Below are 21,916 nucleotides of genomic sequence, written 5' to 3' on the forward strand. Positions count from 1 at the left end.
TTCTTCTGCCAGGCACAACGATTTTAAGGAGATTCGCCATGGCAAAGCTTACGCCATTCGGCGTGGAGCTTCGAAAGCTGCGCCTTGACAAAGACATGCGTCTTTTGGACCTTGCTGCTAAGCTCGACCAGAGCACAGCATTCGTTTCCGCAATTGAGACCGGACGAAAACAAATCCCGGACGGCTACCTTCACAAAATTTCACAGGCGATGAATCTGTCGGCCGAGGAGATTCGCCGGTTGCGTGGGGCTGCTGAGAAGACCCGCAAAGAAGTGAGGGTCGACAATTTGCGCGGAGAGCAACGTGAGCTAGTCGCGGCATTTGCTCGCAAGCTTGACGACGTTCCCAACGATCTCATGGAGGCTTTGAAGAAAATCGTCCTGAAGTCGATCGGCGGGGAGGCACCGTTCTTCAGAAAACGTCGTGGGATTGTGGTGCCCCCTATGTCAACCGACAAGCTTCGCAGATTTGCGGAAAAGATTCGCGAAGTTTTCGTCCCCAATGACCACATCGAGTTTCCAATTATGGAGGTCCTGGAATTCAAGCTGAACAAGATAATCCCGGAATTCTTCATAGACGTTGAAACAGCGGCGGTGATGGGCGACGACGAGGGTCGGGTCTTGGCCGGCTCAAATTCAATAATCTTTCGAGAAGATGTCTATGAAGGCGCATGTAGGGGAAATCGGCGCGATCGATTTACCGCGTGTCATGAGTTTGCGCATTTCCTTATGCATCGCGATGTCAAGTTTGCGAGATCGCGGGAGGATACGGACAAGATTTACACTGACAGCGAATGGCAAGCGGATGAGTTTGCTGGATCGTTGATGCTATCGTCGCGACACGTCCACCTGTTCGCCAGTTCCGACGCTGCGGCTGAGGCATGCAACATGAACCCTGCCGCCGCTCGCGTCATGTGGTCAAAATACGTGAAAGAGGGAAGAATCAAATGAAGTAATTTCGGAGGACTGAAAACCGATGGACCGGTTCAGCAATCCTCCGAAAACGTCAGTTCCCCTGTAAAAACCGCTTCCTGATCTAACGGGGTCTGATCACCCTGTTATTTCAGCAGTCGCCACAAGGGCGGCAGAGCCGGGGGCGCGCCTCGGTTCAGCACTGATCCGAAAATAGCTTCGGGTCAGAACAATGACCGCGTAACGGACATCTTTGCAATTTGACCATGATTCATTTCAGGAATCTCGTCAACCGTTATTCGGTCACAGCCTTTCTAGAAAGGAAAGGATATGCACGACCGTAAGGTGACTCCGGACATGGTTCCGATCATCAAATTGGCCCGCATCAAGAAGATCCCATATTCTTGGATCTCGGGCTATTACGCAGGGCTGAACTTCGGCCGCATTGCAGACGTGATGAAGGGGCGCATGTTCTCTGATATCCCTCCTGCCAAACAACTACCTCCCGACTTTCCGGCAACTTAACCGACCGAGGGCGATCGTTCCGCGCCCCTGAGAAGTAACTAACACCTGCCGGAAGGAGGTGAATTCAGAATGGCTAAGTCGACGAAAATCGGCCGCAGCGCGGTCACCGGTCGCTTTACTAAGGTCTCTACGGCCAAAGCTAAGCCCCGCACGCATACTGTCGAGACGATGAAGAAGAAGTAACGCTACACCTCGGGTCGCTGTTCACCGCGAGCAACGGCCCGAGGTATTTGCTTTCGAAAGCGTGCCACTTCTCCGCTTCGAGCTTGCTGTCGAAGGTCTTACTGCGCCTGCCAGCGCCCTCTGAGCTTTCTGATCGTTACCATGTGGTCTCCAATCGATATTGAAGATCACGCGTAGGATGCCCTTAAGGGGCAAGCGTTATCCGTGCGTGTGCGAGCACTCGCGAATCGACAAGTGCCCTGACCGTCTAGACGTTGATCAGCATTCGACATCGGTCGGCGCCTCGGACTCGCTTGACACGCCCGCCGAATCTAAGGTTGGTTGTATTTTGGCTCTCATAGATAATGCGCGATGTAGGCAATTAGAATGAAGACAACTCACTTAACTATAAAAATTTCACCGGAAACCTCGGAAGTCCTTAATAGGATTTCTGAAGAGTATTCTTCAAATAAATCCGCAATAATAAAGTCACTGCTAAACAAAGCAATAACAAGCAATATTTCAGAAAAATCTGATAATAAAACTACTTCGATAAAAAATCGGAGTGAATTTGTCAGTATTGATGAAAATTTATTGCGCGCGATTGCAGAAAAGTTTCTTTTGCCATTGTTTTCGGGTGCATCGCTTGATGCAGCAGCATCGGCGTCGAACGCCAACGAATCGACAGTAGCCTTGATCGATCCTCAGACTATCGGCTTTAAAGTGGATCGCCTCGACAACTACCGGCTTAAATTTCGTCGCGATCAACCGTTTGGATTAAGCTCAGATATATCTAGGGAAACGCAAGTTATTGAGGCTTTTGTTGCCGTCCTCAATCGCATGTCTGTGGCGCTACATGGACCTCTGAAAGACGATCTCCTTACGACATTTCAACGCCAAGTGGTAAGTGAGGCAGCCACTGAAAATGGCGGCGCCCCTAAATTGTTGCAAGTGATTGATCAAATGGCGATCTGGGCGACGCGACTCTACGAAGGGGCGCCAATTTCGAGTGCAATTGGAATCGACCCTACAGCAAATGGCATGAGAGACTTGCCGCTATCGGAAATCGTGCACGAAGATTTTTGCGCGGTCCTATCAAATGGCTTGGACACGATACTTACAGTTGATGGAGAGTTGAACTTAACGGGACACGAAGTATTAAGTCTCTCCTCAAAAGCATCGGGTCTGTGCCCATTAAGACATTCCGCTGTTGCTGAATGGACGTTAGCAAACGACAGACGTATCGCGGTCGTTCTAAACAGATTGGGTGAGATACTAATATTCCGGAACGGTCAGCTTCTATTCGCCAGACGGAGTGGGAATTGGCATTTTCTGACCCATGGGCCAGTTATTCGCCAGATGAGCTTTCCAAGGGACGAGAACATTAGGCAAGCTATATACGAAACGGCGCTAGATGCTTCATTTGCCAGAACTGGCGCCTGTATCGGCGTAATTGCTTCGCGCTCTCTTCGTGCGGCCAAGGAAATCATTGCGCCAGACGATTGGCTTTTAAGTTCTAAAGCTAAAAAGACAAAAGCAATTTCTAAGATTGTCGCAGGTCGGAAGCTCAATGAACTCGAGCGCACCCTTCGCCAGGAATTGGTCGCGATAGATGGTGCGACAATTGTCAATCACGAAGGGGAGATTATATCCGTCGGTGCAATTCTAAAAATAGATGGAGGTAGCACCGGTGGCGGGCGAACAGCTGCCGCTAAGCAGCTCGCTCAATTTGGCCTCGGCATAAAGGTTTCACAGGATGGGGCAATATCAGGATACCAGCGCGACCCGGCCACAAAAGGTGCCACGAAGGCTGTCTTCAAAGTTATGTAGCTCATCCGGCCATCACAATTAAGCAGCAAGGATTTTGAAAAAATCTTGAAGGCTGCATCACTAGCGCCATTCACACTGCGCGGCACGACCTCCCCCAATAACTGCGTTCTAAGGGACGTGCCTCGGGTGTGGCCCTCATCAAGTCCGGCAGCGACATCGAAGGTCAAACAAATTCAGCAACTGGCGGAAAAGCCTTATGGCCAAAGGTTCAAAATGGCGGAGAGGGTGGGATTTGAACCCACGATACCCTTGCAGGTATGCCGCATTTCGAGTGCGGTGCATTCGACCACTCTGCCACCTCTCCGCGGTCTGGTCGGCGCTTGTTCGGCGCGGGCGTTCTCATAACGGGCAAATGACAGGCTGGCAAGCCGAAAAGTCGAAGCATTCCATCCTTTTGCCTTGACACCTTTTTGTCACTCGCGTATCTCGGCTGCGCAATAGGTTTGGAGAAATCCGCGCCTTGGCCGTCCCGCGCTCGCGCGGGGCTTCACCGGCAGGACGAGTTCGAGGATTAGACCTCTGAAATCCCTGCTTAACTTCGACTGATAAAAAGACAGCCACCTGCTGGATTAGCGGGGAGCGCTGGAACGAACATGAAAGGATAAAAAATGTTCGCAGTCATCAAGACCGGCGGTAAGCAGTACCGTGTGGCAGCCAACGACGTGCTGACCATCGAAAAGCTGGAAGCCACCGCTGGCGACTCCATTGAATTCACCGAAGTGCTCGTGATCGGCGAAGGCGCCGACGCTGCGATCGGTGCGCCCTTCGTAACCGGCGCCTCTGTCAAGGCAGAAGTCGTCGAACAGAACCGCGGCAAGAAGGTCATCGCCTTCAAGAAGCGCCGCCGTCAGAATTCGAAGCGTTCGCGCGGCCATCGTCAGCATCACACGGTCGTCCGTATCACGGACATCGTGGCTGCCAAGTAAGATCAACGAGACAAGGTTTTAAAGGAGAACTCCAATGGCACACAAAAAAGCTGGCGGTTCATCGCGCAACGGTCGCGATTCTCAGTCCAAGCGCCTTGGCGTGAAGAAGTTCGGCGGCGAAGCCGTCATCGCAGGCAACATCATCGTGCGTCAGCGCGGTACTGAGTGGCATCCGGGTTCCAACGTCGGCCTCGGCAAGGATCACACGATTTTTGCGCTTACCGCCGGCAATGTGAACTACCGAACCAAGGCCAACGGTCGCGTCTACGTGTCTGTCATGCCGAAAGCGGAAGCAGCGGAATAAGCCGGTAGCGCTCAAAAACAGCCGGCGTCTCATCGACCCGGCTGGCCGTATCAGGTTCAGTCTAGAAAACAGGGGAGATGGGGCGCCATCTCCCCTTTTTCTTTACCCCTCAAGGAGGACTGAACCATGCAAGGCGAATTGTTAAGGGTAGACCAATCACGGTCTCCCCAGGAGGACCAGCGGTCTTCCACGGAGCGGCTGAGGCCGGAACGGTTAAGGACCGATTGCCCTGTCTTGTTATCGGAAAGGCTCGTCATGCGCGCGCCCCACGAAGAAGACATCGACGCCCTTGCCCATCTCGCCAATAACGCCAAAGTCGCCACCATGGTATCGCGTATGCCGCACCCTTATACCGCCGATGATGCTGCCGACTTCGTGCGTCGCACGAAAAATGGCGAGATTGGCAAGTGCGTCTATGCGATCACCAAGGCCGAAAACGGCGCCTTTATCGGCTGCTGCGGCGTGGAACCGCAGACAGACGGCAAGACCGTCGAGATCGGCTACTGGCTGGGCGAGCCCTATTGGAACAAGGGTTATACCACCGAGGCCTGCCACGCCCTGGTCGATATGGTGTTCAGGACCCGTCAGGACGTCGATCAGATCGACGCCCGTTGCCGGGTCATGAACGTCGCCTCGCGCCGCGTCATCCAGAAATGCGGCTTCCAGTTCCAGGGTTCGGGGCTCGCCGCCTCGCTGGCGCTCGGCAGCAACGTGCCGGTCGAATGGTACAGGCTCGACCGCAAGACCTGGATGTCCCTCAGAAGCTGGGGGAACATCGCATGAGCACGACTGCGCTGCAAAGGCCAGAGGTCAAGCCGATGATGCCCGGCCCCGCGCCGGTCATCTCGACCGCCCGGCTGACGCTCCGCCCCCACAGGCTGAGCGATGCGCCTGATATCGCGGAATCGCTCTCCGATTTCGCGGTCACGCGCATGCTGTCCCGCGTACCCGCGCCGTTCGACCGGCAGGATGCGCTGGACTGGCTGATCCCGGTCACATCAGGCGCCCTGCCCGACTGGCCGCTGGCGATCACCGGCAAGGACGATGTCCATATCGGCAACGTCTCGATCGAGTTGCGCCACGGCCGCTGGCACCTCGGCTACTGGCTGAACCGCTACTACTGGCGGCGCGGCTATATGAGCGAGGCGGTGACGGCGATCATCGAGCGCTTCTCGCGCCGCATGCCGGAGACGCCGATCCATTCCGGCGTCTTCGCCGACAACCCAGCTTCGCTGCGACTGCAGGAGAAGCTCGGTTTCCGCATGACGGGTTGCGGCGAAATCTATTGTTTCGCCCGCAACACCATGGTGTCGCACATCGAAACCGTGCTGCAGCCGGGCACGCTGCAGCCGCGGAAGGTCGCCTGATTAAACTCGAGACGTCGCCGCACCGGCGGCGTCTCCATCAATCGCCGATCTCGACCCATAGAGGGAAATGATCGGAACCGACGGATTGCGTATCGATCCAGGCGGATTTCAATCGGCTCTGCAGGCCACAACTGACGAAACAATAATCGAGATGCATGCGTTTGCCGTGATCTTCGGGATCCATCCAGCTGTAGCTCTCCGGAGAGTAAGTCTTCAGCGCCGCAAAGGCGTCGACCGGCGTGCCGATCCTCGCCACGCGGCCGTAATATCCGCCGCCAGCCCCGGCAAGCGCGCAATATTCCGGCGATTCCGGCTCCATGTTGAAATCACCCATGATAACATAATCCTCCGGCAGCGGCGGCTCCGGCAGGTCGAATTCACCACCCCCTGTCAGCGACCCACCCTCCTGGACGAAGGCATTGATATGCGCGTTCAAGAATTCCAATTGGCGGATGCGCTCGTCGGCAGAGACATGGTCGAGATGGACGGAGTAGACGCGGATCGCACCGCCGGGTGCATCGATCACCGCCTCCGTCGCGCCGCGCTGCAGGTTGATCTTGCCGATCGTCCGGCTGCGCGGCAGAAGCAGCGTTCGGGTCGAGACGATCGGCCAGCGCGACAGCACCATGTTGCCGAACTGGAAACGGGTCCCGCGCACCGGCTGGAGCCCGCCTTCATCAGCTTCGACATGCATGTCGCAGGCCGGTCCATACACCCAGAAATAGTCGGGAAAGAAGGATGCAATATCGGCCGCCATGTCGGCAAAACCGTTGCGGGAGAAGCCGCGGGTCACCTCCTGCAGCGCGATGACATCGGCACCCTCGAGACTCCGGGCAATGCGCGCCAGATCGTATCTGCCGTCGAGACCGAAGCCGTACTGTATGTTATAGCTCGCAAAATTCACGATAATCTTTGACCTCCGTCGGAACCGCCTATATCGAATGGGCCAAGACGGGCCGTCCAACTGCCACTGAATATTGGAAGTAAAATGAAATTTCTCGACGAAGCAAAGGTCTATATCAAGTCCGGGGACGGCGGCGGCGGCAGCGTTTCCTTCCGACGCGAGAAATTCATCGAGTTCGGCGGCCCGGATGGCGGCGATGGCGGACGCGGCGGCGACGTCTGGGTCGAGGCCGTCAACGGCCTCAACACGCTGATCGATTTCCGCTATCAGCAGCATTTCAAGGCGACGATCGGCACCCATGGCATGGGCAGGAACCGCACCGGCGCCAATGGCAGCGACGTGACGCTGAAGGTCCCCGTGGGCACCCAGATCTTCGAGGAAGACCAGGAAACGCTGATCTGCGACCTGACCGTCGAAGGCCAGCGTTACTGTCTCGCCCATGGCGGCAATGGCGGCTTCGGCAATGCCCATTTCAAGACCTCGACCAATCAGGCGCCGGATTGGGCCAATCCCGGTCTGCCCGGCGAGGAAAAGACCATCTGGCTGCACCTGAAGCTGATTGCCGATGCCGGCCTCGTCGGCCTGCCCAATGCCGGCAAGTCGACCTTCCTGGCATCAGTCACCCGCGCCCGGCCGAAAATCGCCAACTATCCCTTCACCACACTGCATCCCAATCTCGGGGTCGCCACCATCGACGAGCGCGAATTCATCCTGGCCGACATTCCGGGCCTGATCGAAGGCGCCCATGAGGGGGTCGGCATCGGCGACCGTTTCCTCGGCCATGTCGAGCGCACCCGCGTGCTGCTGCACCTCATCTCCGCCCAGGAAGAAAAGGTCGGCAAGGCCTATAAGACGGTCAAGCACGAACTCGAAGCCTACGGAAACGAGTTGACCGACAAGGCTGAGATCGTGGCGCTGTCGCAGATCGACGTGCTCGACGATGCCGAACTGAAGAAGAAGACCAAGGAATTGGCCAAGGCCTGCGGCAAGACGCCATTCCAGATTTCGGCCGTCACCGGCAAAGGCATGACCGAGGTGTTGCGTGCGCTGCGCGACATCATCGTCGAAGCCAATACCGAGGAGAAGCCGGCCAAGGTGCCGAAGCTGCGCCATCGCGACATGGTCGTCACCGATGAGGGCGAGGACAAGGGTGGAGACGAGGGCGATGACCAGCCGTAAGCCGCTTGGCCGCTACCGCCGCATCGTCATCAAGATCGGATCCGCGCTTCTGGTCGACCGCAAGGCCGGGCTGAAGAAGGCCTGGCTCGACGCCATGTGCGCCGATATCTCCGGCCTGAAGGCCAAGGGTATCGACGTGCTCGTCGTGTCCTCGGGCGCAATCGCGCTCGGCCGCTCGGTGCTCGACCTGCCCTCCGGCGCGCTGAAGCTTGAGGAAAGCCAGGCGGCGGCGGCCGTCGGCCAGATCGCGCTGGCCCGCGCCTGGTCGGAAAGCCTGTCGCGCGACGAGATCGTCGCCGGCCAGATCCTGCTGACGCTCGGCGATACCGAGGAGCGCCGTCGCTATCTCAATGCGCGCGCCACCATCAATCAGCTTTTGAAGATCGGCGCCGTGCCGATCATCAATGAAAACGACACGGTCGCCACCAGCGAGATCCGCTACGGCGACAACGACCGGCTGGCCGCCCGCGTCGCGACGATGACCGGCGCCGATCTGCTCATTCTTCTCTCCGATATCGACGGTCTCTACACCGCGCCGCCCCATCTCGATCCGAACGCAACGTTCCTTGAGACGATTGCTGAAATCACCCCCGAGATCGAGGCAATGGCCGGAGGCGCGGCCTCCGAGCTTTCGCGTGGCGGCATGCGTACCAAGATCGATGCCGGCAAGATTGCGACGGCATCAGGCTGCGCGATGATCATCGCCTCCGGCAAGACCGAGAACCCTCTGTCGGCGATCGAAAACGGCGCGCGTTCCTCCTGGTTTGCGCCGTCGGGCACACCCGTTACCGCCCGCAAGACCTGGATTGCCGGACAGCTGCAGCCGGCCGGCGAACTGCATGTCGATGACGGCGCCGTCACAGCCCTCGGCGCCGGCAAGAGCCTGCTTCCCGCCGGCGTTCGCAGCGTTTCCGGCCTCTTCAGCCGCGGCGACACGGTGGCGATCATCGGCCCGGCCGGCCGCGAGATCGCCCGCGGCCTGGTAAGCTACGATGCCGACGACGCCCGTCGGATTGCCGGCCGCAAGTCGGCGGAGATCGAGACCATTCTCGGTTATCCCGGACGCGCCGCCATGGTCCATCGCGACGACATGGTGATGACCGCGCAGATCGGTTCGAAATCGGAAAGGCAGAAGAAGGACGCGAGCTATGCTTGATACCGTTGCGCCGGGCCCTGACATTGACGTGCTGATGAACGATATCGGCCGCAAGGCAAAGGCTGCCGCACGACCGCTGGGCTTTGCGTCCACCGAGGCGAAGAACAGCGCGTTGAACGCCATGGCCGATGCGATCCTGGCGAACAAGGCGCATATTCTTGCCGAGAACGCCAAGGACCTGAAGGACATCGAAGGCACCGAGATGCTCGCTTCCTTCGTCGACCGGCTGACGCTGAACGACAAGCGCGTCGCCGAAATGGCCGAGGGAATCCGCGCCATCGCCGCCCTTGCCGATCCGGTCGGCGAAGTCATCGCTGCCTGGGACCGGCCGAACGGCCTGAAGATCGAGCGCGTCCGTACGCCACTCGGTGTCATCGGCGTGATCTTCGAAAGCCGCCCGAACGTTACCGCGGATGCCGGCGCCCTCTGCCTCAAGGCGGGCAATGCTGTCATCCTGCGTTGCGGCTCGGATTCGCGCCGTTCATCGCAGGCTATCCATGCCTGCCTGGTCAAGGGTCTGAAGGCGGCGGGACTTCCAGAGCATGCTATCCAGCTCGTGCCGGTCACCGACCGCGCTGCCGTCGGCGCCATGCTGCGCGGCCTCGACGGCGCGATCGACGTGATCGTGCCGCGCGGCGGCAAGAGCCTGGTTGCCCGGGTGCAGAGCGAGGCTCGCGTGCCGGTATTCGCCCACCTCGAAGGCCTTTGCCATATCTATGTCGATGCCTCGGCCGATATCGAGATGGCGAAGAAGATCATCGTCAACGCCAAGATGCGCCGCACCGGTATCTGCGGCGCGGTCGAAACCCTGCTCGTCGATGGCGCCGCGATCGGCACGCATCTGACACCGCTGCTCGAAGCTCTCACCGATGCCGGCTGCGAGATCCGTGCTTCGCCAACGGTGCTGAAGGTCGCGCCTGGCATGAAGCCTGCAACCGAGGAGGACTGGTCGACGGAATATCTCGACGCGATCATCTCCGTTGCCGTCGTCGACGGCATATCGGGCGCCATCGCCCATATCCAGACATATTCCTCCAACCACACCGAGGCGGTCATCGCCGAGGACCCTGACGTCGTCGCACGCTTCTTCACCGAGGTCGATTCGGCGATCCTGCTGCACAATGCCTCGACGCAGTTTGCCGATGGCGGCGAGTTCGGCATGGGTGCGGAAATCGGCATCGCCACCGGCAAGATGCATGCCCGTGGCCCCGTCGGCGTCGAACAGCTCACCTCTTTCAAATATCGGGTGCATGGTGCCGGACAGACGCGGCCCTGACGTGACGACCGAGAATGTGGACCGGCGCTATCTCCGCATGCCGCACAGCGAGCGCGGCATGGTCGTCGGTCTGTTCGGCGGCTCGTTCAATCCGCCGCATCAGGGCCACGCGCTCGTCGCCGAGATTGCCATCAAGCGGCTCCGCCTCGACCAGCTCTGGTGGATGGTCACACCCGGCAATCCGCTGAAGAGCCGCAACCAGCTTGCCCCGCTTGCCGAGCGCCTCGCCGAAAGCGAGCGTGTTGCCGCTGATCCCCGCATCAAGGTCACCGCCTTCGAACAGACGCTCGGTACCAGCTACACCGCCAACACGCTTGCCCGGGTCAAGGCACGCAATCCGCATGTGCATTTCATCTGGATCATGGGCGCCGACAGCCTGCAGACCTTTCACAAATGGCAGAAATGGCAGGAGATTGCCCGCACCTTCCCGATCGCGGTGATCGACCGGCCGGGCGCGACGCTATCCTTCCTGTCTTCGAAAATGGCCAGGACCTTCGGTTTCGCCCGTGTCGACGAGGACGATGCCCGTGTTCTCTGGAAGAAACGTGCGCCAGCCTGGACCTTCATCCACGGACCGCGCTCCGGCCTAAGCTCGACGGCAATCCGCAACGGCTCGTCGCACAGCGACGCCGAATAGCCTAATTTTCAGAAGATCCCGAAAACGAGAAAGCCCGACGGGGGAGGAGATCCGTCGGGCTTATAAACTCGATCGACAACTGGGAGGAGGAGTGTTGTCGACCCTATCGAACGGCTATGGGAGGAGGAGAAGCCGTGTCGATGAGTGTGTTGTAGCATATTTCGCACGAAGATGAATATCGATTGGTGCATTGCAGCAATGCACCCGATGCAAATCTCGAGGCGGGTTTGGCTTCCCCATTGCCGTTTTTATTAGCAAAAATTAAGGAACCGGCCTCGGTCGCAGGGAGTCCTTGCGGTTTGCAAACTGACTTCAGGTATTTTCGCCCTGCTGATCTCACTTTCGGCGGAAGCCATGCACCTCACGAATGCGTGAACGTGGCGCCGCTGCGAACGCGAGCGCCCGATACGGTTATATTTTCTTGGATATATCCCTAGCCAAGGCGCGCGGCCCGTTATATTCGTCGCAATATTTCGAACTCCGGGGAATGAATTATGCAAAACCGCCGCCAATGGATGAAACTGGCGACCGCCGCGATCGCAGTCCTCTGGCTTGGCGCGACAGCGCTTCCGGCGCCTGCCGCCGCAGCCGAAAAACTTACCGTCTTTGCGGCGGCGAGCCTCAAGAATGCGCTCGACGCCGCCAATGCCGCCTGGGCAAAGGAAAGCGGCAAGGAACCCGTCGCCTCCTATGCGGCAAGCGGCGCGCTAGCCAAGCAGATCGAAAACGCGGCCCCTGCCGATGTCTTCATCTCGGCCGACCTCGACTGGATGGATTACGTCGCCAAGAAGAAACTGATCAAGGCCGACACCCGCTCCAACCTGCTTGGCAACAAGATTGTGCTCGTTGCCGAAAAGGACAAGGCAAAACCGGTCGATGTCAAGCAAGGCTTCGATCTCGCCGGCCTTTTGGGTGACGGCAAGCTTGCCATGGGTGAACCGAAATCGGTTCCGGCCGGCAAATACGGCATGGCCGCGCTCGAAAGGCTCGGCGTCTGGAAATCGGTCGAAACCAAGGTCGCCGGCGCCGAAAGCGTGCGCGCTGCCCTTGCCCTCGTTTCGCGCGGCGAAGCGCCTTATGGCATCGTCTATCAGACGGATGCCGCAGCCGATAAGGGTGTCGCCGTCGTCGGCACCTTCCCCGCCGAGTCCCATCCGCCGATCATCTATCCGATCGCGATCCTCGCCGAGAGCAAGAACCCGGATGCATCAGCCTATCTCGACTTCCTGAAATCCGACAAGGCAGCCGCCTTCTTCACGGCGCAGGGTTTCACCACACTGAAATGATTGAGAAGTTGAGATGATTGCGGAATCGACAGTGACCGCTTAGCGTGAAGACTCAATAAGGCGAGCCGCAGATAGCAGTCTGGTTCGTGCCGATGTTGCCCCTCACCCTAACCCTCTCCCCGTAAACGGGGCGAGGGGACGTGCCCAGCGAGACGTTAGCGAGGGACGGAGAGGTTGCGGCTATTCCCCTTCGCCCCGCGAGCGGGGAGAAGGTGCCGGCAGGCGGATGAGGGGCAGGCATCGGGTGATGGCGGATTTCCAGGGAGAGCATCGCATTTGAACATATTGGGCTTGAGCAATGAGGAATGGACGGCGATCCTGCTCAGCCTGCGCGTCTCGATTGTCGCCATGCTGGCGAGCCTACCCTTCGGCATCCTCGTTGCTCTCCTGCTTGCCCGTGGCCGCTTCTGGGGCAAGTCGGTGCTGAACGGCGTCGTTCACCTGCCGCTGATCCTGCCTCCGGTCGTCACCGGTTTTCTTCTCCTCATCCTGTTTGGCCGCCGCGGTCCGATCGGCAGCCTGCTCGACCAGTATTTCGGCATTGTTCTCTCCTTCCGCTGGACGGGCGCGGCCTTGGCCTGCGCCATCATGGCCTTTCCGCTGATGGTGCGCAGCATCCGCCTGTCGATCGAGGCGGTCGACCGCAAGCTGGAAGAGGCGGCCGGAACGCTCGGCGCCGGCCCTGTCTGGGTTTTCCTGACGATCACACTGCCGTTGACCCTGCCCGGCATCATCGCCGGCATGATCCTCTCTTTTGCCAAGGCGATGGGCGAATTCGGCGCGACGATCACCTTCGTCTCCAACATTCCGGGCGAAACCCAGACGCTGTCGGCGGCGATCTACACCTTCACCCAGGTGCCGGGCGGCGATGCCGGCGCGCTCCGCCTGACGCTCGTCGCCGTCGTCATTTCGATGGCCGCCCTGCTCGCCTCCGAATTCCTCGCCCGTCTCGCCGGCCGGAGGATCGACCCGGAATGACGCTGATCGTCGAGGCAAAACAGAGGCTCGACGCCTTTTCGCTCGATGCCGCATTCACCTCCGAGCGCGGCGTCACCGCGCTGTTCGGCCGCTCCGGCTCCGGCAAGACCTCGATGATCCGCATTATCGCCGGCCTTGCCCGCCCGGACGAAGGCCGTGTCGTCCTCGACGGCGAGCCCCTGACCGAAACCACAACCGGCATCTTCGTCCCGAAACATCGCCGCCGCTTCGGTTATGTCTTCCAGGAGGCCCGGCTTTTCCCGCATCTCAGCATTCGCGCCAATCTCACCTATGGCCGCTGGTTCGCGGCGAGAACGGCACACGGTGAGAGCTTCGACCACATCGTCGACCTGCTCGGTATCGAGACGCTGCTGGAGCGCAGCCCCGCGAAGCTGTCCGGCGGCGAGAAGCAGCGCGTCGCCATCGGCCGCGCACTTCTCTCCTCGCCCCGCCTGCTGTTGATGGACGAGCCGCTCGCTGCCCTCGATGATGCCCGCAAGGCCGAGATTCTGCCTTATCTCGAGCGATTACGCGACGAAACCGACATACCGATCGTCTATGTCAGCCACTCGATCGCCGAGGTGGCGCGGCTGGCAAACCAGGTCGTCGTCATGCGCGACGGCAAGGTGGAAGCGACCGGCCCCGCCATCGACATATTGAGCCGCCCCTCCACCGCCTCCGACCGGCGCGAGGCAGGCGCACTGCTGGAAGGCACGGTGGAAAGCTTCGATGCGCGGCACCATCTATCGACGGTCGCGCTGAAATCCTGTCAGGTCCATATTCCGGGTGCGGCCCTTGCGCCCGGCAAATCGGTCCGCATCCGCATCCCCTCCCGCGATGTCATGCTGGCGACCACAAGGCCCGAGGGGCTCAGCGCGCTGAATATCCTGGAAGCAAGGATAGACGGGATGTCATCGACCGAGGACGGAACGGTGGAAATCCGGCTCGATTGCGGCGGCGATATCATTCTTTCCCGGATCACCACACTGTCCTGCGAGCGTCTGGATCTTCGACAGGGAAGGGCGATCTTCGCCATCATCAAGACAGTTGCCCTGGAGGCTTGATCAGCCGTGCTCGCCCTGCTGCAGGTTGCGCTTGGCCTCGAGCCAGGCGAGGTCCTCAGCAAGGCTGGTCCGCACCGTCTTTTCCATCCGGCGGAAACGCTCGAGCAATTCCTCGCCGAACGGCGTCAGCGCCGCGCCGCCGCCCTTCTGCCCGCCGCGCTGCGATTCCACCACCTGTTCGTTAAACATCCGGTTCATCTCGCTGACCAGCAGCCACGCCCGCCGATAGGACATGTCCATCGCCCGCCCGGCCGCCGAGATCGATCCGGTCTGGCGGATATGCTCCAGCAGTTCCATCTTGCCATGGCCAAGACGATCCTCGTCCGGGAAGCTGATTCGCAGGACGGGCACGAGTGTTTTTGCGGCTGAGTCGGTCATTGAATCTGGAGATCGTGGAATTTGCCGCACTTTACGCTACGGCATGGAAACTGTACACCGCCCGCACGAGGCCGCCCCGAGCGGTCAAATACTTCAATTCGAACGGCAGATCGGATTTTCGGCCGTTCTGTACCTTAGCATGTCTTGAAACATTAATGGTTTGATGCCTATCTTAACCATGATCCGGTCGTGATCGGATCTGTGTTGTGCATAGTTTGTCATTCCAGGAAAGGGAAAGCACTGACAACAGTACACGCCAAGGGAAAAACGCTCGCCGTTATCCCGAAGAGTGCGGAACGTGGCGCCGATGCCGCCGCCCGTGCCCTAGAAACCGTCCTCGCCAGCCTCGAGGACTCCAAAGCTGAAGATATCGTCACCATCGACATTGCCGGAAAATCGGCGCTGGGAGACTACATGATCGTCGTCTCCGGCCGCTCGAACAGGCATGTCATGGCGATCTCGGATCACCTGCTCACCGACCTTAAGGACGACGGCCTCGGTACGGCCCGCGTCGAAGGTCAGGAAGGCGGCGATTGGGTCCTGATCGACACTGGTGACATTATCGTGCATGTGTTCCGTCCCGAAATCCGCGAGTTCTACAACATCGAAAAGATGTGGGCGGCTCCGGATATGGACGAAGAAACACGGCACTAACAGGCAAGCCGGCATTCTGTCCGGCGCCTGAGACGTGGCATTGGCTGGCCGGCAAACAGACAAGCCGGCCGGTGGCGTAGTGTGCGCCCGATGTGCCGCATGAGCGGGAGCGGATGAATGCGAATAGGTCTTTTTGCGGTGGGACGGCTGAAGTCCGGCCCGGAAAAGGATCTTGCCGCCCGTTATTTCGACCGTTTTGCCAAGGCCGGCCCTGCCGTCGGTCTCGAATTGACCCGCGTTGCCGAAGTTGCCGAAAGCCGGGCCTCCAATGCGGAGACCCGCAAGCGTGAAGAGGCGGCGATGCTTCTGAAATCGCTTGCCGATGGCAGCATCCTCATTCTTCTCGATGAACGCGGCAAGGCGCTCGACAGCGAAGCCTTCGCAAACCTGCTCGGCTCCTATCGCGACCAAGGCAAACGCGAGCTGACCATCGCGATCGGCGGCGCCGACGGCCTCGACCCCTCCCTCTACGACCGTGCCGACGCCACGCTCTGCCTGGGCAAGATGACCTGGCCGCACCAGCTCGTGCGCACGCTGATCGCCGAACAGCTCTATCGCGCCGTCACCATCCTGTCCGGCCATCCCTATCACCGCGTCTGATGCCGCGTCGGCCCGATGCGTCGGTAATCGCAATGTCACGCAGCCGTGTTTTGCTAGGCAGCCCGTTCTCCTGCAAACCTTATGGCAAAGCGCACCAAATCAGCTTAGTCTCCGCGCGATTTGAGAAAGTGCCCCAACACGCATGACGAGAGCATCCACCAGGCGACACCGCATGATCCTGCCGGCTATCGCGGCCGGCGTCGGTGTGGCGGTGATTGTCATGTCGGCAAATCCGTTCATCGTCCGGGCGCAGGATGCCGCGCCCGAGGCGGCACAATCCGCACCGCCGCCGGCAGCCGAGCCGGCGCCGCCCGATCCTGCGGCCGAACTTGCCGCCAAGCGTGACCAGACCCGTGCCGAACTCGAAACCCTGTCGAAGACGATCAACCTCTCCACCGACAAGGTGAGCGCGCTTCAGCAGAGCATCGCCGATCTCGAAAAGAGCACGGAAAGCATCCGCCAGGCACTGATCGATTCCGCTGCCCGCCGCAAGGCGCTCGAAAAGCAGATCCTCGAAAGCGAGAAGAAACTTGCCGATCTCGGCGTCAAGGAGGATGGCATCCGCCGTTCTCTGCACGAGCGCCGCGGCCTGCTGGCCGAGGTGCTGGCAGCGCTCCAGCGCATGGGCCGTAACCCGCCGCCCGCTTTGCTCGTTACCCCCGACGATGCGCTCGCCTCCGTGCGCAGCGCCATTCTGCTCGGCGCCGTCGTGCCCGGCATCCGCAAGGAGACCGACAAGCTTGCCGCAGACCTCGCAAGCCTCGCCGCATTGCAGACCGCAAGTGCTGCCGAGAAGACCTCGCTGACCGGGACGATGACTGATGGCATCGAGGAAGAACGGCGCATGGACCTGCTGCTTGCCGAAAACGACAAGCTCAGCCGCAGCAACGCCGCCGAACTCGGGGCCGAAAGGAAACGTTCCGAGGAGCTGGCAGGCAAGGCGACCAGCCTCGAAGGCCTGGTCGACTCGATGGAATCCGAGATCGCTTCGGTGCGGGATGCCGCCGCTGCCGCCCGTCAGGCCGAGGAGAACCGCAAGCTGCTGACGGACGAGCAGCGCGCCCAGGCCAAGGCGCTTGCCGACAGCGGCGTGCCCGATAAAAACCGCATTGCGCCCGCATATCCCTTCGGAGAATTGAAGGCGAAATTGGAGGTGCCCGTTACGGGCGATATCCTGCGCCAGTTCGGCGATGCCGACGGCACCGGGCACGAGGCCATGGGAATGACGGTCGCCACCAATCCAGAGACAGTGGTGACGGCGCCTGCGGATGGTCTGGTGGTTTTCGCCGGCGCATTCCGCAGTTACGGCCAGATGATCATCCTCGACGCGGGCGATGGATACCACCTGGTTCTCTCGGGAATGGATACGATCAATACCCGTCAGGGAAAATTCGTTTTCTCCGGCGAGCCGCTTGCCGTGATGGGCGCGAAAAGAGTGGCAAGCGCAACTGCATTGGCGCTGGAAACGAACCGGCCAACGCTTTACATTGAATTTCGAAAGGACGGTAAACCGGTCGATTCCCGGCCGTGGTGGACCGCCAAAGACACTGGAAAGGCACGCAATGATTCGTAGGGCTTCTCTTGTTCTGGTCGGCGCATTGATGGGTGCGACCGCAATGAGCGTCATTTACTCGGCGGGTGTGCCGGCAGAAGCGGCCGGGTCCTCGACCTACAAGGAACTTTCGGTTTTCGGAGATGTCTTCGAGCGTGTGCGTGCGCAATATGTGACGCCGCCTGCGGAAGACAAGCTGATCGAGAACGCCATCAACGGCATGCTGTCCTCGCTCGATCCGCATTCGAGCTACATGAATGCGAAGGACGCCGAGGACATGCGCACCCAGACCAAGGGTGAGTTCGGCGGCCTCGGCATCGAAGTCACGATGGAAGACGAACTCGTCAAGGTCATCACCCCGATCGACGATACGCCCGCCGCCAAGGCCGGTGTTCTCGCCGGCGACTACATCTCCGAGATCGACGGCCAGTCAGTGCGCGGCCTGAAGCTGGAAGACGCCGTCGAGAAGATGCGCGGCGCCGTCAACACGCCGATCAAACTGACGCTGATCCGCAAGGGTGCCGACAAGCCGATCGAGCTGACGATCGTCCGTGACGTCGTCGCCGTCCAGGCAGTCAAGTCGCGTGTCGAGGACGATGTCGGTTATCTCCGCATCATCTCCTTCACCGAGAAGACCTATCCCGACATGGAAAAGGCGATCAAGAAGATCAAGGACACCGTTCCGGCCGACAAGCTGAAGGGTTATGTTCTCGACCTGCGCCTCAATCCGGGCGGTCTGCTCGACCAGGCGATCAACGTCTCCGATGCCCTGCTGCAGCGTGGCGAAGTCGTTTCGACCCGCGGCCGCAATCCGGATGAAACCCGCCGCTTCAATGCAGGCCCGGGCGACCTGACGGATGGCAAGCCGGTGATCGTGCTGATCAACGGCGGTTCGGCTTCCGCATCGGAAATCGTCGCTGGCGCTCTTCAGGATCTGCGCCGTGCCACGGTTCTCGGCACGCGCTCCTTCGGCAAGGGCTCCGTCCAGACGATCATCCCGCTCGGTGAAAACGGCGCGCTGCGCCTGACCACTGCGCTCTACTACACGCCGTCGGGCCGCTCGATCCAGGGCACCGGCATCACCCCCGACATCAAAGTCGAGGAACCGCTGCCGGAGGAACTGCAGGGCAAGATGGTGACCGAAGGCGAATCCAGCCTGCGCGGCCACATCAAGGGCCAGAGCGAGACGGACGAAGGTTCGGGCTCCGTTGCCTACGTCCCGCCGGATCCGAAGGACGACGTTCAACTGAACTACGCGCTCGACCTCCTGCGCGGCAAGAAGACCGATCCGGCCTTCCCGCCGAACCCGGACAAGGCCGTCGTCGCCAAGTAATCGCAACTCAAGGCCGGGCACTCGCCCGGCCTTGACCCTTTCTGCTGTTTCCCGATTTTGGAGCGGGCGAAAAATTGGGAACGGACCTGCATGCGCCTTTGGGCCGCAACCGCAAAACCGGCAGCCGGCGCCCAGGTATCCTGCGCCTCGGCCGTATCGCCGCCAGTCTTTGTCTTTTTGCGATAGGCGGCTTTTCCCTCTATACGGCATTTCGCGGCGATGAGCTCGAACGCACCAAACCGCCGACGGGCGAACAAGCCGCAACACCCCCTGCCAATACTCCTCAGCCGCCGACGGCCGGCCAAGCGGCAGACGGTATGCCCCGCGCCGACCCGCGCTCGGGCGCCAATGTCGAGCAGATGGTCACCGGCGACGGCTCGGTCGTCACCAAATACAGCCCTCGCACGCGTGACGGCGGCGGGCCGGTGCTGGTCGACGCCATGCAGATCGGCCAGGATCCGCGCATGGCAGCCCAGCCCAATGAAGCACTGCTCGAAGAGACGCCTTTTGGCAGGCTGCCGATCGTCGGCCCCGATGGCCGGCGGCCGATGGATCAATATGCGCGTCCCTCGTCCGGCGCGCGCGGCGTCCGCATCGCCATCGTCGTCAGCGGCCTCGGGCTCAGCCAGACCGGAACGCAGCGCGCCATCGCGGAATTGCCGGAAGAGATCACTTTCGCTTTTGCCGCAAGCGGCAACAGCCTGCAGCGCTGGATGCAGGAAGCCCGCCGCGGCGGTCACGAGATCCTTCTCCAGGTGCCGCTCGAGCCCTTTGATTATCCGGCGAACGATCCGGGCCCCGAAACGCTGCTGACCACGAAGTCGGCTGCCCGCAACATCGAAAACCTGCACAAGGCGATGGGCGAGATCACCAACTATACCGGCGTCATGAATTATCTCGGCGGCCGTTTCCTGTCTGATCCCGCCGCCATGGAACCTGTCATGCGCGACATCGGCAAGCGCGGGTTGCTGTTTCTTGACGATGGTACATCGGCGCAGTCGAAGACGGCGGCGATCGCCAAGGGAACCGAACTGCCCTATGCCTTCGCCGACCTGCAGCTCGACGGCCAGCTCGATATCAACGCCGTCCTGAAGAAGCTCGACGAGCTCGAGCGCATCGCCCGCAAGAACGGCCAGGCGATCGGCGTCGCCTCGGCTTTCGATGAGAGCGTTGACGCCATCGCCAAATGGAGCGAGGAGGCCGCGATGCGCGGCATCGAGATCGTCGGCGTTGCCGCCCTTTCAAACGACCCCAGGAATCCTTGAGATGGATCCCTGAGAAGAATCCCAGAACGGAGAAGAAGATGAGCCAGGCGACCGTGAAAGCCGAGGATCTGCCCTACCGCCCCTGCGTCGGCGTGATGATCCTGAACCGCGATGGCCTCGTCTGGGCGGGAAGACGCATCTCCGACGGCAATTCCGAATATGACGGCTCCCCACAGCTCTGGCAGATGCCGCAGGGGGGCATCGACAAGGGCGAGGATCCATTGGACGCCGCCTATCGCGAGCTCTACGAGGAGACCGGCATCAAGACGGTGACCCTGCTTGCCGAAGCGAGAGACTGGATCAACTATGATTTGCCGCCGGCACTGATCGGCATCGGGCTCAGGGGGAAATTCCGCGGCCAGACGCAGCGCTGGTTCGCCTTCCGCTTCGACGGCGACGACAACGAGATCGCAATCAACCCGCCGCCTGGCGGCCATGAACCGGAATTCGATGCTTGGGAATGGAAGCCGATGCGGCAACTGCCGGGGCTGATCGTGCCCTTCAAGCGCGCCGTCTACGACCAGGTGGTGGCCGAGTTCCAGCACTTGGAAACACTTCAATCGGAAGATTGATCACGGCAGGATGACCACCTCCGTTTGCGCTCGGTAACGATGCCTCCGAAGGAGGCCGACCGCACCGATTTGCGTTCAACCGTGTCAGATCGGGGAATTCCGGCCGCCATGGGCGGCCGGCATCTCGTTCGAATATTATTCGGCTTCGTTGGCGGAATCGGCGTTGAGCTGGCCGTATTTGCTCTCGCCGATTTTCTCGAGCAGGTCGATCTGTGTTTCGAGGAAGTCGATATGACCTTCCTCGTCCGCCAGCAACTCCTCGAAAAGTTTCATGGAAACGTAATCGCCTGCGTCATGACAGATATCGCGCGACTTTTTGTAGGCCGCACGAGCGTCGTACTCGCCGGCAAGATCGGCTTCCAGAACTTCTTTGACGTTCTGGCCGATGCGCAGAGGTGCAAGGGTCTGCAGATTGGGATGGCCTTCGAGGAAGATGATGCGTGCAACAAGCCGGTCGGCATGGTGCATCTCTTCGATTGATTCGGCGCGCTCCTTCTTGGCGAGCTTGGTGTAACCCCAGTCTTCAAGAAGACGGTAATGAACCCAATATTGGTTGACCGCACCGAGTTCGAGGAACAACGCCTCGTTAAGCCGCTCGATGACCTTTTTGTCGCCTTTCAATGTCCGCTCTCCTGTTTTCCTCATGGAATTGTTTCAAGCGGGACATGAAATCAAATATTTCGGTCTCCGTCGAGTGGCGACGGGCGTGATATTCCTCGGTCGTCTGGATAATGATGTCGACGACGTTGGGGAAACAGCCGCAGCAGCGGCCGCGTTTTTCCATGGCGTGATAGACCTTCGCAGGCACGATAAGCTGCCAACAGTCTTCATCGAGAAGGTTGGTGATAACCTCCCGGATTTCTTTGTCGGTTATATAATTGCAGCTGCAGACGAGCACGTCTTCATTCCAAACATGACACTGACTATCGTGTTTTCTGCTAAAGAAGATGGTGGCTGTCAAGAAAAAATTCGAGTCCTGCAGCATCAAACAGCGGTGCGCGGATGAGACCCTCATGCATGTCGTACGGGATTATGCAGCGGTTTCATAGGGATGACG

At 59.9% G+C, this 21,916-nt stretch carries 24 protein-coding genes and 1 tRNA gene; 20 read left to right on the forward strand and 5 right to left on the reverse strand.

Annotation, left to right across the window (positions count from 1 at the left end; translation table 11 throughout):
* Positions 1–38 precede the first annotated feature (38 nt).
* The 3 genes from RL_RS37875 to RL_RS24055 all read left to right on the forward strand — a co-directional run bounded on the left by RL_RS37875 (position 39) and on the right by RL_RS24055 (position 3,428).
* Entirely contained in the window at positions 39–950 is a 912-nt protein-coding gene (locus RL_RS37875; protein ID WP_049778405.1) for a helix-turn-helix domain-containing protein, read from the forward strand.
* 291 nt (positions 951–1,241) lie between these two features.
* Positions 1,242–1,436, forward strand: a complete 195-nt coding sequence (locus RL_RS24050) for a hypothetical protein (RefSeq protein WP_011654015.1) — start codon at positions 1,242–1,244, stop codon at positions 1,434–1,436.
* A 549-nt stretch (positions 1,437–1,985) separates the two neighbouring features.
* Positions 1,986–3,428, forward strand: a complete 1,443-nt coding sequence (locus RL_RS24055) for a hypothetical protein (RefSeq protein ID WP_011654016.1) — start codon at positions 1,986–1,988, stop codon at positions 3,426–3,428.
* Positions 3,429–3,642: 214 nt separating this feature from the next.
* Here RL_RS24055 and RL_RS24060 read toward each other — a convergent pair.
* A tRNA-Ser gene (locus RL_RS24060) sits at positions 3,643–3,732 on the reverse strand.
* A gap of 304 nt (positions 3,733–4,036) precedes the next feature.
* On the opposite strand from RL_RS24060, the gene rplU reads away from it, so the two are divergent.
* The 4 genes from rplU to RL_RS24080 all read left to right on the forward strand — a co-directional run bounded on the left by rplU (position 4,037) and on the right by RL_RS24080 (position 6,025).
* Positions 4,037–4,354, forward strand: a complete 318-nt coding sequence (gene rplU / locus RL_RS24065; protein ID WP_003543907.1) for a 50S ribosomal protein L21 — start codon at positions 4,037–4,039, stop codon at positions 4,352–4,354.
* Between the two features lie 34 nt (positions 4,355–4,388).
* Positions 4,389–4,658, forward strand: coding sequence for a 50S ribosomal protein L27 (gene rpmA, locus RL_RS24070; protein ID WP_003543909.1), 270 nt, complete (start codon positions 4,389–4,391; stop codon positions 4,656–4,658).
* A 126-nt stretch (positions 4,659–4,784) separates the two neighbouring features.
* A complete protein-coding gene (locus RL_RS24075; RefSeq protein ID WP_003543911.1) occupies positions 4,785–5,441 on the forward strand; it encodes a GNAT family N-acetyltransferase in 657 nt (218 codons plus the stop codon).
* Positions 5,438–6,025: a GNAT family N-acetyltransferase gene (locus RL_RS24080; RefSeq protein WP_028742671.1), complete on the forward strand. Its 588-nt coding sequence runs from the start codon at positions 5,438–5,440 to the stop codon at positions 6,023–6,025. The genes RL_RS24075 and RL_RS24080 overlap by 4 nt, the downstream gene beginning before the upstream one ends.
* Before the next feature lie 37 nt (positions 6,026–6,062).
* On the opposite strand, the gene RL_RS24085 is transcribed toward RL_RS24080, so the two are convergent.
* The gene (locus tag RL_RS24085; RefSeq protein ID WP_011654018.1) at positions 6,063–6,929 is read right to left on the reverse strand and encodes an endonuclease/exonuclease/phosphatase family protein; all 867 of its coding nucleotides are present in this window, start codon (positions 6,927–6,929) and stop codon (positions 6,063–6,065) included.
* Between the two features lie 84 nt (positions 6,930–7,013).
* Here RL_RS24085 and obgE point away from each other — a divergent pair, with 84 nt between their 5' ends.
* The 7 genes from obgE (at position 7,014) to modC (ending at position 14,505) form a co-directional block, all read left to right on the forward strand.
* Complete coding sequence (gene obgE / locus RL_RS24090) at positions 7,014–8,108, forward strand: GTPase ObgE (RefSeq protein WP_011654019.1); 1,095 nt, start codon at positions 7,014–7,016, stop codon at positions 8,106–8,108.
* Positions 8,095–9,264, forward strand: a complete 1,170-nt coding sequence (gene proB / locus RL_RS24095) for a glutamate 5-kinase (protein WP_028742672.1) — start codon at positions 8,095–8,097, stop codon at positions 9,262–9,264. The genes obgE and proB overlap by 14 nt, the downstream gene beginning before the upstream one ends.
* Positions 9,257–10,540, forward strand: coding sequence for a glutamate-5-semialdehyde dehydrogenase (locus tag RL_RS24100; RefSeq protein ID WP_011654021.1), 1,284 nt, complete (start codon positions 9,257–9,259; stop codon positions 10,538–10,540). Before proB ends, RL_RS24100 begins: the two co-directional genes overlap by 8 nt.
* Positions 10,515–11,177: a nicotinate-nucleotide adenylyltransferase gene (locus tag RL_RS24105; RefSeq protein ID WP_028742673.1), complete on the forward strand. Its 663-nt coding sequence runs from the start codon at positions 10,515–10,517 to the stop codon at positions 11,175–11,177. The genes RL_RS24100 and RL_RS24105 overlap by 26 nt, the downstream gene beginning before the upstream one ends.
* A gap of 494 nt (positions 11,178–11,671) precedes the next feature.
* Complete coding sequence (gene modA, locus RL_RS24110) at positions 11,672–12,463, forward strand: molybdate ABC transporter substrate-binding protein (protein WP_011654023.1); 792 nt, start codon at positions 11,672–11,674, stop codon at positions 12,461–12,463.
* Between the two features lie 276 nt (positions 12,464–12,739).
* Positions 12,740–13,441, forward strand: coding sequence for a molybdate ABC transporter permease subunit (gene modB, locus RL_RS24115; protein ID WP_011654024.1), 702 nt, complete (start codon positions 12,740–12,742; stop codon positions 13,439–13,441).
* On the forward strand, positions 13,438–14,505 hold the full coding sequence (gene modC, locus RL_RS24120; RefSeq protein WP_011654025.1) for a molybdenum ABC transporter ATP-binding protein: 1,068 nt from the start codon (positions 13,438–13,440) through the stop codon (positions 14,503–14,505). Before modB ends, modC begins: the two co-directional genes overlap by 4 nt.
* On the opposite strand, the gene RL_RS24125 is transcribed toward modC, so the two are convergent.
* A complete protein-coding gene (locus RL_RS24125; RefSeq protein ID WP_011654026.1) occupies positions 14,506–14,883 on the reverse strand; it encodes a winged helix-turn-helix domain-containing protein in 378 nt (125 codons plus the stop codon).
* 210 nt (positions 14,884–15,093) lie between these two features.
* Between RL_RS24125 and rsfS the strand changes: the two genes are divergently transcribed.
* The 6 genes from rsfS (at position 15,094) to RL_RS24155 (ending at position 20,859) form a co-directional block, all read left to right on the forward strand.
* Positions 15,094–15,537, forward strand: coding sequence for a ribosome silencing factor (gene rsfS / locus RL_RS24130; protein ID WP_032984631.1), 444 nt, complete (start codon positions 15,094–15,096; stop codon positions 15,535–15,537).
* Positions 15,538–15,654: 117 nt separating this feature from the next.
* Complete coding sequence (gene rlmH / locus RL_RS24135; RefSeq protein WP_011654027.1) at positions 15,655–16,137, forward strand: 23S rRNA (pseudouridine(1915)-N(3))-methyltransferase RlmH; 483 nt, start codon at positions 15,655–15,657, stop codon at positions 16,135–16,137.
* Positions 16,138–16,309: 172 nt separating this feature from the next.
* On the forward strand, positions 16,310–17,710 hold the full coding sequence (locus RL_RS24140; RefSeq protein ID WP_011654028.1) for a murein hydrolase activator EnvC family protein: 1,401 nt from the start codon (positions 16,310–16,312) through the stop codon (positions 17,708–17,710).
* Positions 17,700–19,022 (forward strand): S41 family peptidase, encoded by a 1,323-nt coding sequence (locus tag RL_RS24145; protein WP_003543943.1) that lies wholly within the window; start codon positions 17,700–17,702, stop codon positions 19,020–19,022. Before RL_RS24140 ends, RL_RS24145 begins: the two co-directional genes overlap by 11 nt.
* A gap of 74 nt (positions 19,023–19,096) precedes the next feature.
* The gene (locus RL_RS24150; RefSeq protein WP_028742674.1) at positions 19,097–20,287 is read left to right on the forward strand and encodes a divergent polysaccharide deacetylase family protein; all 1,191 of its coding nucleotides are present in this window, start codon (positions 19,097–19,099) and stop codon (positions 20,285–20,287) included.
* Between the two features lie 38 nt (positions 20,288–20,325).
* Positions 20,326–20,859, forward strand: coding sequence for an RNA pyrophosphohydrolase (locus tag RL_RS24155; protein ID WP_011654030.1), 534 nt, complete (start codon positions 20,326–20,328; stop codon positions 20,857–20,859).
* A 135-nt stretch (positions 20,860–20,994) separates the two neighbouring features.
* On the opposite strand, the gene bfr is transcribed toward RL_RS24155, so the two are convergent.
* On the reverse strand, positions 20,995–21,480 hold the full coding sequence (gene bfr / locus RL_RS24160; RefSeq protein ID WP_003543950.1) for a bacterioferritin: 486 nt from the start codon (positions 21,478–21,480) through the stop codon (positions 20,995–20,997).
* The gene (locus RL_RS37880; protein ID WP_080667645.1) at positions 21,446–21,844 is read right to left on the reverse strand and encodes a (2Fe-2S)-binding protein; all 399 of its coding nucleotides are present in this window, start codon (positions 21,842–21,844) and stop codon (positions 21,446–21,448) included. Before RL_RS37880 ends, bfr begins: the two co-directional genes overlap by 35 nt.
* Positions 21,845–21,916 lie beyond the last annotated feature (72 nt).

The organism is Rhizobium johnstonii 3841 (assembly GCF_000009265.1).
Lineage (GTDB): Bacteria > Pseudomonadota > Alphaproteobacteria > Rhizobiales > Rhizobiaceae > Rhizobium > Rhizobium acaciae.